This window comes from Pseudomonas tumuqii (genome assembly GCF_013184545.1).
Lineage (GTDB): Bacteria > Pseudomonadota > Gammaproteobacteria > Pseudomonadales > Pseudomonadaceae > Aquipseudomonas > Aquipseudomonas tumuqii.
This window is the reverse complement of the sequence record NZ_JAAOJA010000007.1, coordinates 73,782-84,695: the sequence shown is the minus strand read 5'-3', so window position 1 is coordinate 84,695 and position 10,914 is coordinate 73,782. Positions and strand designations below refer to the sequence as shown.

The following is a 10,914-nucleotide window of genomic DNA, read 5'->3' as shown; positions in this document are numbered from 1 at the left end:
TCAATCGCCCGCCTCCACGCAGCCACGAATCAGCGCGTGCAGCTGGCGCACTCCATCGGTCAGCGCGGCCGGGCCGGCCTGGAGGATGTCCGCCGATTTGATTTCGAACAGCTGGCCGTTACGCACCGCCGGGATCGTCTCCCAGCCGGGCCGGGCCAGCACCTGCTCAGGGCGAAAGCGCTTGCCGCACCAGGAACCGACGATCAGATCAGGCGCACGCCGCACCACTTCCAGCGGGTCGGCGATGATCCGCTGCTTGGCCCGCTTGCAGCCGCCCAGCTCGGCGAAGCAATCCTCGCCGCCGGCCAGTTCGATCAACTCGCTGACCCAGCCGATGCCGCTGATCAAGGGCTCGTTCCATTCCTCGAAATACACCCTGGGCCGGCGTGGCAATTGCGCGGCACTGGCGCGAATGCGCTGCAGGCCATCCTGCAGCTCGCCGATCAGCCGTGCGGCGCGGTCGTTGGCATGCACCAGGGCGCCGAGGGTTTCGATCATGCGGTAGGTGCCGGCGATGTCGCGCTGGTTGAACAGGTGCACTTCCAGGCCTTCGCGGGCCAGTTCGGCGGCGATGTCGGCCTGCAGGTCGCAGTAGCCCAGGACCAGATCCGGCTTGACCGCGAGGATCTTGTCGATCCGCGCCGTGGTGAAGCCGCTGACCTTGGGCTTTTCCTTGCGTGCCTGCGGCGGGCGCACGGTAAAGCCGGAAATCCCCGCGATGCGTGCCTGCTCGCCGAGCAGATAGAGGGTTTCGCAGGTCTCGGTGGACAGGCAGACGATGCGTTGCGGGCCTTTCATCGCTGAGTTTCTCCCCAATAATTCTCATACAGCAGCGCCTGCAGCGGACGCGGCTCGGCCCAGCCCTGCTGGACCAGCATCGGCGCCTGATAAAACGCCTCGACCGGCCCCAGGCAGAGCACCGCCAATGGCTTGCTGCCCGGCGGCATGCCCAGCAGGTCGGCCAGCGCCTGCGGCTCGAACAGCGAGACCCAGCCCATGCCCAGCCCCTCGGCACGGGCGGCCAGCCAGAGATTCTGGATGGCGCAGGCCAATGACGCCACGTCCATGTCCGGCAAGGTACGCCGACCGAACACATGGGCCTCGCGCCCGTCCATCAGCGCCACCACCAGCAGTTCGGCGCAGTCGCGAATGCCCTCGACCTTGAGCCGCATGAATTCATCACCACGCTCGCCCAGGGCCTCGGCGGTACGCAGCCGTTCCTCTTCCACCAGGGCCTGGATCGCCTCGCGCAGCGCCGGCCGGCTGATGCGGATAAAGCGCCACGGCTGCATCAGGCCGACGCTGGGCGCCTGGTGCGCCGCCTCGAGCAGGCGCGCCAGCAGCGCCGGCGCGACCCGCCCAGGAGAGAAGTGGCGCATGTCGCGCCGCTCGGCAATGGCGCGATAGACCGCCGCGCGCTCCTCGGCGCTGAAGGCATGCTCGCTCATGGTTGTTGGCCCGGAGCAAACAGCGCCGCCGCCGCGACCGGATCGGACGCTAGATAGAAGTGGATATAGGAGGCCGTCAGCCGGCCCAGTCGATAGACCGCCTCGGCCGTGCGCTGGTAGTTCGGGCACTCGCCGCGCGCGAGCGGTACAAGCGCCGTGGTCAGAGCCGAGTGGTGGAAGGTATGGCCACGCAGTCGCCCTTGCGGCAGTTCGACCTCCTGCAGCGCCAGGGCGGTCAGGCGCGGTTGCAGGGTCGCCTCGCCGGTCAGCAGGCCGAGCATCCGGGCGCTGCTGCCCTGCTTGTCGGTCAGCTTATCGAGCAGATACAGCATGCCGCCGCATTCGGCGTGGATCGGCTTGCCGGCGGCATGGTGCGCGCGGATCGAATCCGCCATGGCCTGGTTAGCCTGCAGTTGCGTCAGGTGCAACTCGGGGTAACCGCCGGGCAGGTACAGGCTGTCGACCTCGGGCAGTCGGCTGTCGCGCAACGGCGAGAAGAAGCACAACTCGGCGCCCAGCTCGCCCAGCAGATCCAGGTTGGCCTGGTAGAGGAAGGCGAAGGCGCTGTCGCGCGCCACGCCGATGCGCACGCCGTCGAGCAAGGCCGGGATCTCACGCGGCGCCGGCACGGCGAACTCGACGGGTGGCGGCAGGCTGACATCGGCACTGGCGGCCAGGGCATCGGCGGCGGCATCCAGGCGCGCGTCCAGGTCACTCAGTTCCTCGGCCTGAATCAGCCCCAGATGCCGACTCGGCAACTCCACCGCGGCGCTGCGCGGCAAGGCGCCGTACCAGCGGATCGACGCAGGCAAGGCGTCGCGCAATATCTCGCCATGCCGGGTGCTGCCGACCCGGTTGCCGAGCACCCCGGAGAACGGCAGATCCGCCTGGAAACTGGCCAAACCATGGGCCAGGGCGCCAAAGGTCTGGGCCATGGCCGAGCCGTCGATCACCGCCAGCACCGGCACGCCAAACTGCCGGGCCAGATCGGCGGCGGATGGCGAACCGTCGAACAGGCCCATCACCCCTTCAATCAGAATCAGATCGGCCTCGCCCGCCGCCTGCCAGAGCAGGCGCCGGCTCTCGACCTCGCCGACCATCCACAGGTCGAGCTGATACACCGGCGCGCCGCTGGCGCGGGCGAGGATCATCGGGTCGAGAAAATCCGGCCCGCACTTGAACACCCGAACCCGCTTGCCTTGACGGCTATGCAGCCGTGCCAGGGCGGCGGTGACCGTGGTCTTGCCCTGGCCCGAGGCGGGCGCGGCGATCAGCAGCGCCGGGCAGTGGCGTGGCGCGCTCATCGCGCCCCCCTGCTACCAGCGGACGTCATCTCATGTTCATGTGCAAGGTCTGCGGCATCGTAGGGTGGATGACGCTTTACCCATCCACCAATGACGATGGTGGATGAAAAAGGCGTCATCCACCCTACACGGCTCTCGTAGCCCGGATGCAATCCGGGGATGACCTGCCGTCGCCAGTCCCGGATTGCATCCGGGCTACGGTCTGTGAAAGCCTTGAGCGCTGGCATCAGAACTCCACCCCTTTCTGCGCCTTGACCCCGGCCTTGAACGCATGCTTGACCAGGTTCATCTCGGTGACGGTATCCGCCGCCTCGATCATCCCCGGCAAGGCGCCACGGCCGGTCACTACCACGTGTTGCAGCAACGGCCGGGCCTCGATGTCGGCGAGCACCGTCGCCAGCTCCAGGTAGCCGTATTTCAGGGCGATATTCAGCTCGTCGAGCACCACCAGGCCAATGGCCGGATCACTCAGCAACTGCGCGGCGACCCGCCAGGCTTCATGGGCCTTGTCGATGTCGCGCTGGCGGTCCTGGGTTTCCCAGGTGAAGCCCTCGCCCATCACGTGGTAGCTGACTTCATCGGGAAAACGGCGGAAGAAGGTTTCCTCGCCGGTGCTGGCCGCGCCTTTGATGAACTGCACCACGCCGACCCTGATGCCGTGGCCGAGGGCGCGCGCGACCATGCCGAAGGCGCTGCTGCTCTTGCCCTTGCCGTTGCCGCTGTGCACCAGCAGCAGGCCGTATTCGTCCTGGGCCTGGGCGATCTTCTCGTCGATCAGCGCCTTCTTGCGCGCCATGCGCGCCTTGTGTCGGGCATCGCGTTCGCTCGACTCGCTCATCACTTGACCTCGACGCGTTGCTGGGCGAGTTGCCAGGAGCGGGCGCCGACATACAGCAGCGCCGCCAGGCCGACATACAGGGCCAGGCTGCCCAGGTAACGCGGGTAATAGAGCGCAATGCGATCGGCCAGCAAGGCCAGGGTCGGCTCCGGATAACGACCGGAGAAGAACAGGAAACCGCCACCGGAGAACAGGTAACAAACCAGGGCGCTGACCGCCACGGTTGCCGCCAGCAGCGCCAGGCTGCTCAGGCGATTACTGTGCCAGCCGGCATACAGGCGACCGCCCAGCCACAGCGAGCCATACGCCGGCACCAGCATCCAGTAGGCCGGCGACATGCACCAATCGCTGACCCCGGCCCATTGAATGGCGGCGAAATCGAGCACGGAGGCCTCGATGAACAGCGCCGGAAATACCCAGCGCGGCTTGAGCAGCACACCCGCCAGCAAGAATACCGCCCAGGAGGCACTGGGCAGGTTGAGCGTGGCGAAGTGCTGGCCACGGGTCATGGCCATCAGCGCCGCCAGGGCGATGCCGATCAGCAGTTGGGTACGGGGTGACAGGTTCATCCATTCATCTCCAGGTTAAACACGTAAGGGGAGCCGTGCCCACGGGCATGGCTTACAGCGCCTGATAGCGCACGCTCAGGTACAGCGCCTGACCGGGCTGGTTGTAGCCTTCGGCAGTTTCGTAATCGGCATCCAGCAGGTTGGCGACCCGGGTTTGCAGGCGCCACTCGGGGCTGATGTGGTATTCGCCGCGCAGATCCAGGCTGGCGTAGCCGGACAGCTCCCTGGTGTTGGCCAGGTCGTCGTAGCGCTGGCCTTCGGCGTGCAGACTGGCGCCGAGGCTGAAGGCGCCGAGGCGACGGTCCAGATCCAGGTTGAAGATCTGCTTGGCGCGACGTGCCAGTTCGTTGCCGTCGTTGGCGCCGCCGGAACGGTTCTCCGGTTCCATCACGGTGTAGTTGGCGCTCCAGTCCAGCCCCAGCAACCGGCTGCCGAGCACCCACTCGATACCGCGAATGCGCGCCTCGTCGACATTGGCCGGGCCGCGGATGCTCGAGTCATAGGCAATCAGATCGTCGATCCGCGTGCGGAAGGCGTTGACCGCCCAATGCCCCCAGCCGTGCTGGCCGGCCAGGCCGACTTCCAGGCTGCGCGAGGTTTCCGCATCCAGCGCCGGATTGCCGTAGTTGGGGAAATACAGCTCGTTGAAGGTCGGCGCCTTGAACGCCGTACCGTAGCTGATGGTGCCGCGCAGCCAATCGGTCAGGGCATAGCCGTAGCCGATATTGCCGGTGTCGTGCTGGCCGAACTGCTGGTTGTCGTCACGCCGTAGCGACAGCTGCCAGTCATGTCGCTCGACGGTGCCGAGGTACTGGGCGAAGGCGCCCTTGTTGTCCCGCGAGTCCTCGGCGTAAGGGGTGCTGCCATTGACCTCATCGCGCTGATAGTCGACGCCCAGGATCAGGCTATGCCCGACCGCCAGGGTCAGGTCGTTCTGCCAGCTGGCGCTGTCGCGGCGGCTGTCGAAACGCGAATCGAAGTGGCCGTCCAGGTAACCATCGGACTTGTCTTCGCTGCGCCCGGCTTGCAGGGTGACCAGCCAGGGGTCGAGCGGCGAGAACCGCACACGGCTGCCGAACACCCGGGATTCGCCATTGGCGTTGGCGCGAAAACCCGAGGTGCGCGCGCGGTTGACCTGATCGAAATCGTTGTGCGATTTGGCCTGCAGCAGATTGGCGTCCAGCTCCAGGCCGTTGTCGAAGCGATAGCCGGCGCTCAGCGCGGCGGACAGGTTGCGGTAGCCGTCGGCATCGTCTTCATAGCCGCTGCTGGAGACCGGCTTGACGTTGATGCCGTCGCTATCCGCGCCACTGAGACCCAGGCTGTACCATGCCTTGCCGTCGCCACCGGAGATCCCGGCGCTGCCGCTGTAGCTGTCATGGGTGCCGTAACCGGCGGAGAAAAACGGCTTGGCGCCGCTCCCCTTGCCCTTGCGGGTGAAAATCTGGATCACCCCGCCGATGGCTTCCGAGCCATACAGGCTGGAACGCGGCCCGCGTACCACCTCGATGCGCTCGATCAGCTCCAGCGGCAGATCCTGCAAGGCCGCGCCACCGGAGGTAGCCGAACCGATCTTGATGCCATCGATCAGGACCAAGACATGGTCGGATTCGCTGCCGCGCATGAACAGCGAGGTGTGCTTGCCTGGCCCGCCATTGTTGGCCAGAGAAACCCCCGGCACTTTCTTCAACAACTCGGGCACCGACGTGGCCTGGCTCTGCTCGATCTGCGCACGGTCGAATACCGTCACCGCGGCCAGGCTCTGCTGCGTGGTTTGCACGCTGCGGGTGGCCGTCACCAACTGGTCTTGCAGATACGCGTGTTCGGCCGCCTGGGCCGGGGAAATGCTCGAAACACCACACAGCAGCAATGCTGTCGGTTGGAGAAGGGACTTGCTCATTGCGTTGTTGCTCCGTCGCTCTCACCCGAGCGATAGGCCAGGAAAGGCATACGGAGAACGCAGACGCATGAACTGCAGGAACGGCGCAGCCCACACGCCAGACAACGCCCTCCGCGATGCCATGGACTGCAGCAGGCCGGTCTCCGGGCTTACGAGCGGCGAACTGAAGACTCAGAACGCGACCAAAACGCACCTTCCCATGCCGAAGCACAGTGGTTGAAACGCGCTGGTTTGACTCGTCTACCGTTGCGGGGGCAGCGTCGGAATTGTTGGCGTGAACACGCACAACGCACCGACTTCCCTGTTTCACCCCTCGGACACCGGGACCTGTTCACGAGCTCGCGAGCTAGAGCGAGGCAGATCGTGGCAGGCCCAAAGTCGGGGGCACCTGTTGCAAGCCGCGCAGGGTAGAGACCCGCGGCGTGGACGTCAATGGATAAGCACCGCGTTCGGCGAAACCGGGTCTAAGCTTTTATCTCGTGCCCCCACAGGAGACCCTCCATGAAATACCAAGGCAGCTGCCACTGCGGTCAGGTGGCCTTCGAGGTGGACGGCCAGCTCGACGACGCGATGGCATGCAATTGCTCGATCTGCCAGCGCAAGGGCTCGCTGATGTGGTTCGTCCCGCGCGACCAGCTGACGCTACTCACCCCGGAAAGCCAGATGGCCACCTACACCTTCAACAAGCACGTGATCCAGCACCATTTCTGCCCAACCTGCGGCATCCATCCCTTCGGCGAAGCCAGCGATCCCAAGGGCAAGCCCATGGCGGCGATCAATATCCGCTGCCTGGAAGGCATCGACCTGGAGGCCGTGCCGGTCAAGCATTTCGATGGGCGAGCGCTCTAGTGGATGAAAACCAGCACCCGGGGCAATCCGGGGAAGCGGCTGCTGGCCGGCGCCGTTTGCGGATTCCTTCCGGCGAGGGGCTCGCGGTGATCCGCGCGGCAAAAATAGAAAGCCAGGCCGCAAGGGCCTGGCTGCCGATCTGGTGGACCGAAGGAGGATCGCCCCGCATTGCGAACGCGGCGCTCTCCTAGCTGAGCTATCGGCCCGATATGCGTCTGAATTTAGTTCATTCTTGCAAGTCCGACCGGCTCCTAGCCTTGCGCTGAGCAGTCCCTGGTTGTCACCAGTCTGAATTCAGACTATATATAGCCCGCAGCACACCAAGCGCTTAACTCTCTTGAAGGCAGCCATCCCCTTCCGGGGCCGGTTCCCTTTCACCACCAGGAGACAATCATGAAAGTCCAGACCATCAGTTACCTGAAGCAGCATGCCGCTTCGCTGGATCTGAGCGAACCGATGGTGATCACCCAGAATGGCGTGCCGGCCTATGTGGTCGAGTCCTATGCCGAACGCAAGCGCCGGGACGAAGCCCTGGCACTGATCAAGCTGCTGTCCTTCGCCGAGCGCGACAGGGCCGAAGGCCGCTTGATGTCGGGTGACACCCTGCTGGAACGCTTGCAGCAGCGCAGCCCGGCTGCCATGGGATCGGCAGGAGCCACTCTCGATGAGCAAGACGATTAGGATCGCCTACGCGACGACCGCCGAAGAAAGCCTGATATCGCAGGTCCATCACTTGGCGCCCTACCACGGAGCAGAACAGGCACAGGTCAAGCTGGTCGAGCTGATCAATACCGTGGAACGGCGCCTCAAGACCCACCCTTTGGCTGCACCTGTGTGCCAGCAAGCCGCCCTACTGGGAGTCACCCAGTACCGAGAGCTGAATCTGGATGAGTACCGCATCCTCTATCACTACGACGAGCCGGCGGAACTGGTGGTAGTCGCACTGATTCTGCGGCAACGCCAGAGCATCGAAGAACAGTTGATCAATTACTGCTTGCTGCGCTGACAGGGCACTGTTCGGGGCCGCCAATGCAGCCTTTTTTGATCCATTTCCTTCAGCTCGGACATGACGACAAGGCGGATGCGAGGCTCTTGTAATTCGGATGCAATCCGGGAGCTGCGGGACAGGGTCCCAATCCGCGGATTGCATCCGGATCTACAATGCTCAGCGCTTGCGGCACAGCGTCAGGCCGTCGCCCAGCGGCAGTAGCGACAGGTCGAGGCGCTGATCGTCTTTCAGGGCCAGGTTGAGGGCCTGGATGGCGCGGGTGTCGGCGCTGTCCGGACTCTGCTCCAGCACGCGACCGCTCCACAGGGTGTTGTCGAACAGAATCAGACCGCCCTGGCGCACCAGCCGCAGGGCATGTTCCAGGTAGGCCGGGTAGTTGCTCTTGTCAGCGTCGATGAAGATCAGGTCGAAGCTGCCCGCCTGCCCTGCGCGCTCAAGCGCGGCCAGGGTCTCCAGGGCCGGCGCCAGGCGTTGTTCGATGCGTCCGCTGAGGCCGGCTTCGCGCCAGTAGCGCTCGGCGATGGCGTTGTAGTCGCCGGGAATATCGCAGCAGATCATCCGCCCCTCTGCCCCCATGGCCTGGGCCATGCAGAGGGCGCTGTAGCCGGTGAAGGTGCCGACTTCGAGGACCCGCCTGGCGCCGGTCAATTGCATCAGCAGCGCCATGAACTGGCCCTGCTCGGGGGCGATCTGCCACTGGGCGTTGGCCAGTTGCGCGGTCTCATCGCGCAGCCGCTTGAGCAGCGGCGTTTCGCGCAGGGAGACGTCGAGCAGATAGCGGTAAAGGTTGTCGCCGAGGGTGAGGGTGCGGTTGGTCATGGGGGTTCTCCATGGGTTAGCGCAGATCCGCTCGTCAGGGGTTGCGGGCCAGCTCGGGGCTGAAGACGCGCTTGGCATCCAGATAGGTACGCTGCCAGTAGCTGTTGCTGAGGCTGTCCAGGCGTACGGTGCCGCCGCTGGAGGGGGCATGCACGAAGCGCCCGTCACCGACATAGATACCGGCGTGGCTGACCTGGTTGCCGCCGTTGGTGGCAAAGAACACCAGATCACCGCTTTGCAGCGCATTACGGCCAACGGCTGGCGCCCGCATGCTGATCAGCTCACGGGTCGAGCGCGGCAGGCGCACGCCAGCCGCGTCACGGTAGACGTAGCCGATCAGCCCGCTGCAGTCGAAACCGCCCGCCGGGGTATTGCCGCCGTAGCGATAGGGCGTACCAACCAGCCCGAGGGCGCGAAACAGTACGTCCTCGGCACCACTGTGGAAGCTGGCGGCGGGCACCTGAACGATTGACTGTGGAGCAGGAGGTCGGCCAGCGCAGCCAGTCAGCAGCGCGGCAAGCAGGAGCAGGGCAACAGGGGTCGTGACATTCATCAGCGAAGCGATCCAGAGCCTGAATGCGCTCTACTCTGCCTACTCGGGAGAAACCACGCAACTATTGTGGCTGCGCCGGGTGTTCTGTGGCTGCGTCGGGTGTTCTGTGGCTGCGTCGGGTGTTCGCTGCGCCGGACAATCAGGGATGGCGGGCGAGCTGATCGGTCGACGCCAGGGCCAGTGCCCGTTTGGCCTCGATAAAGGTGCGATTCCAATAGCGGTCTTCCAGGCTATCGACCCGCACACCACCGCTACGGCTGCTGGAGGAATGGATGAACTGATCGTCACCCAGATAAATCCCGGCGTGGCTGACACGGCCACGACCGTTGGTGCTGAAGAACAGCAGATCGCCCGGTTCCAGCGCTCCACGCTCGACCAGAGGCGCATCGATATTGATCATTTCGCGGGTCGAACGCGGCAGTTGCATGCCGAGTTCTTCCTTGAACAGGTAACCGATGAAGCCGCTGCAATCGAATCCCGACTTTACCGTGCTGCCGCCGTAGCGGTAACGGGTGCCAACCAGCGACAGGCCATGGGACAGGATGCTGTCGGCCAACTGGGGAAGTTGGTAGGATTTGTCGCCGGCAAAATCGATGTCCGCTTCGGCTGCGCTTTCGTCAAGAAGAACCGCATGCGCGGCTGTCTTGGCCTTCGCCACTGCAGTGGTCGCCGGGGTTTGCGGCGCATGACTGGCACAAGCGGCCAGAACCAGAGTGAGTGCGAGAGGCACGAGCGGTGCGAAGTTTTTGAACATGGGCACAACGTGTCGTAGTTTCACAAGGGCGCGACTATGCCTTCTACGCTCCTCATTTGCAAATTCTATGGCTCTTGATGTGACTCAGTAGACCCGGCAAAACATCTAAGGCCCGCCCCTGCACATGCACATCGACGACATCGCTCAGGTCACCGCGGGCGGGATTGATCTCGGCGGTGAACCCACCCGCCTGGCGGGTGCGTAGCAGCGGTTCGACGATATAGGGGAAGCTGGCGCTGGTGCCTATGCTGATGACCACCTCGAAGCCTTTACCCACTTGCGTATAAAGGCTGTCGATCGCCCGTTCCGGCAGCATTTCCTCGAACAGCACCACCGGTGGGCGCAGGATGCCGCCGCACTGCCGGCACTTGGGCGGTAGCGGCCGACTCAGGTGCTCGGCCAGTTGCGCATCGATGGCGCCGCAGGATTGGCAATACAGCGGCGCCAGTTCGCCATGGATCTCGATCAGGCGCTCAGGCGGGCTGCCGGCGGCGCGGTGATAGCCGTCGATATTCTGGGTCAACACCCAGCACTGGGGTTTCAAACGCTGCAGCTCGGCGATGGCGTAATGCCCGGCATTGGCCTGGGCGCCGAGACAGGCCTTGCCCAGCTCGGCCAGGTACTTCCAGCACAGCGCCGGGTCGCGCTGCAGCATGGAACCGGAAAGCGCCGCCTCGATCGGCAGGCCTTCGGCGGTCTGGCCGTTGTACAGGCCGCCAATACCCCGGTAGGTCGGCAAGCCGGAGTCGGCGGACAGGCCGGCGCCGGTGATGATCAGGATGCGTTCGGCCGCGGCAATGGCCTGGGCGACGGTACGAATTGCATCATCCATTGGACACCTCCTTGCAACACCGAGTAGCTCAGTCGAGAA

At 64.7% G+C, this 10,914-nt stretch carries 13 protein-coding genes, 1 tRNA gene and 1 riboswitch; of the genes, 3 read left to right on the top strand and 11 right to left on the bottom strand.

The window, feature by feature from the left end:
• The 6 genes from G9C89_RS14395 to btuB form a co-directional block, all read right to left on the bottom strand.
• On the bottom strand, positions 1–798 hold the full coding sequence (locus G9C89_RS14395) for a cobalamin-binding protein (RefSeq protein ID WP_172149128.1): 798 nt from the start codon (positions 796–798) through the stop codon (positions 1–3).
• Entirely contained in the window at positions 795–1,448 is a 654-nt protein-coding gene (gene bluB, locus G9C89_RS14390; RefSeq protein ID WP_172149126.1) for a 5,6-dimethylbenzimidazole synthase, read from the bottom strand. Before bluB ends, G9C89_RS14395 begins: the two co-directional genes overlap by 4 nt.
• Positions 1,445–2,752, bottom strand: a complete 1,308-nt coding sequence (locus tag G9C89_RS14385; protein ID WP_172149117.1) for a cobyrinate a,c-diamide synthase — start codon at positions 2,750–2,752, stop codon at positions 1,445–1,447. Before G9C89_RS14385 ends, bluB begins: the two co-directional genes overlap by 4 nt.
• A 226-nt stretch (positions 2,753–2,978) precedes the next feature.
• Entirely contained in the window at positions 2,979–3,590 is a 612-nt protein-coding gene (gene cobO, locus G9C89_RS14380) for a cob(I)yrinic acid a,c-diamide adenosyltransferase (RefSeq protein ID WP_172149115.1), read from the bottom strand.
• Complete coding sequence (locus tag G9C89_RS14375; RefSeq protein ID WP_172149113.1) at positions 3,590–4,159, bottom strand: hypothetical protein; 570 nt, start codon at positions 4,157–4,159, stop codon at positions 3,590–3,592. Before G9C89_RS14375 ends, cobO begins: the two co-directional genes overlap by 1 nt.
• Positions 4,160–4,211: 52 nt before the next feature.
• The gene (btuB, locus tag G9C89_RS14370; RefSeq protein WP_172149111.1) at positions 4,212–6,059 is read right to left on the bottom strand and encodes a TonB-dependent vitamin B12 receptor; all 1,848 of its coding nucleotides are present in this window, start codon (positions 6,057–6,059) and stop codon (positions 4,212–4,214) included.
• Positions 6,060–6,176: 117 nt separating this feature from the next.
• Positions 6,177–6,405: riboswitch (cobalamin riboswitch) on the bottom strand.
• A 155-nt stretch (positions 6,406–6,560) separates the two neighbouring features.
• On the opposite strand from btuB, the gene G9C89_RS14365 reads away from it, so the two are divergent.
• Positions 6,561–6,908: a GFA family protein gene (locus G9C89_RS14365; protein WP_172149109.1), complete on the top strand. Its 348-nt coding sequence runs from the start codon at positions 6,561–6,563 to the stop codon at positions 6,906–6,908.
• Positions 6,909–7,048: 140 nt separating this feature from the next.
• On the opposite strand, the gene G9C89_RS14360 is transcribed toward G9C89_RS14365, so the two are convergent.
• Positions 7,049–7,114, bottom strand: a tRNA-Ala gene (locus tag G9C89_RS14360).
• Positions 7,115–7,301: 187 nt separating this feature from the next.
• Between G9C89_RS14360 and G9C89_RS14355 the strand changes: the two genes are divergently transcribed.
• A complete protein-coding gene (locus G9C89_RS14355; protein WP_172149107.1) occupies positions 7,302–7,589 on the top strand; it encodes a type II toxin-antitoxin system Phd/YefM family antitoxin in 288 nt (95 codons plus the stop codon).
• A complete protein-coding gene (locus tag G9C89_RS14350; protein ID WP_172149105.1) occupies positions 7,573–7,914 on the top strand; it encodes a type II toxin-antitoxin system RelE/ParE family toxin in 342 nt (113 codons plus the stop codon). Before G9C89_RS14355 ends, G9C89_RS14350 begins: the two co-directional genes overlap by 17 nt.
• 159 nt (positions 7,915–8,073) lie before the next feature.
• Here the strand turns inward: G9C89_RS14350 and G9C89_RS14345 are convergent, their stop codons facing one another.
• From G9C89_RS14345 to G9C89_RS14330, 4 genes are all read right to left on the bottom strand, one after another.
• A complete protein-coding gene (locus G9C89_RS14345; protein ID WP_172149103.1) occupies positions 8,074–8,736 on the bottom strand; it encodes an O-methyltransferase in 663 nt (220 codons plus the stop codon).
• Between the two features lie 34 nt (positions 8,737–8,770).
• On the bottom strand, positions 8,771–9,289 hold the full coding sequence (locus tag G9C89_RS14340; protein WP_172149101.1) for a C40 family peptidase: 519 nt from the start codon (positions 9,287–9,289) through the stop codon (positions 8,771–8,773).
• A gap of 139 nt (positions 9,290–9,428) precedes the next feature.
• Positions 9,429–10,043, bottom strand: coding sequence for a C40 family peptidase (locus G9C89_RS14335; RefSeq protein WP_172149099.1), 615 nt, complete (start codon positions 10,041–10,043; stop codon positions 9,429–9,431).
• Positions 10,044–10,095: 52 nt separating this feature from the next.
• Positions 10,096–10,875, bottom strand: coding sequence for an NAD-dependent deacylase (locus tag G9C89_RS14330; protein WP_172149097.1), 780 nt, complete (start codon positions 10,873–10,875; stop codon positions 10,096–10,098).
• Positions 10,876–10,914: the final 39 nt, after the last annotated feature.

Coding starts and splice junctions, on each gene's coding strand:
- G9C89_RS14395 (WP_172149128.1), bottom strand. CDS start 798: ATGAAAGGCCCGCAACGCATCGTCTGCCTGTCCACCGAGACCTGCGAA.
- bluB (WP_172149126.1), bottom strand. CDS start 1,448: ATGAGCGAGCATGCCTTCAGCGCCGAGGAGCGCGCGGCGGTCTATCGC.
- G9C89_RS14385 (WP_172149117.1), bottom strand. CDS start 2,752: ATGAGCGCGCCACGCCACTGCCCGGCGCTGCTGATCGCCGCGCCCGCC.
- cobO (WP_172149115.1), bottom strand. CDS start 3,590: ATGAGCGAGTCGAGCGAACGCGATGCCCGACACAAGGCGCGCATGGCG.
- G9C89_RS14375 (WP_172149113.1), bottom strand. CDS start 4,159: ATGAACCTGTCACCCCGTACCCAACTGCTGATCGGCATCGCCCTGGCG.
- btuB (WP_172149111.1), bottom strand. CDS start 6,059: ATGAGCAAGTCCCTTCTCCAACCGACAGCATTGCTGCTGTGTGGTGTT.
- G9C89_RS14365 (WP_172149109.1), top strand. CDS start 6,561: ATGAAATACCAAGGCAGCTGCCACTGCGGTCAGGTGGCCTTCGAGGTG.
- G9C89_RS14355 (WP_172149107.1), top strand. CDS start 7,302: ATGAAAGTCCAGACCATCAGTTACCTGAAGCAGCATGCCGCTTCGCTG.
- G9C89_RS14350 (WP_172149105.1), top strand. CDS start 7,573: ATGAGCAAGACGATTAGGATCGCCTACGCGACGACCGCCGAAGAAAGC.
- G9C89_RS14345 (WP_172149103.1), bottom strand. CDS start 8,736: ATGACCAACCGCACCCTCACCCTCGGCGACAACCTTTACCGCTATCTG.
- G9C89_RS14340 (WP_172149101.1), bottom strand. CDS start 9,289: ATGAATGTCACGACCCCTGTTGCCCTGCTCCTGCTTGCCGCGCTGCTG.
- G9C89_RS14335 (WP_172149099.1), bottom strand. CDS start 10,043: ATGTTCAAAAACTTCGCACCGCTCGTGCCTCTCGCACTCACTCTGGTT.
- G9C89_RS14330 (WP_172149097.1), bottom strand. CDS start 10,875: ATGGATGATGCAATTCGTACCGTCGCCCAGGCCATTGCCGCGGCCGAA.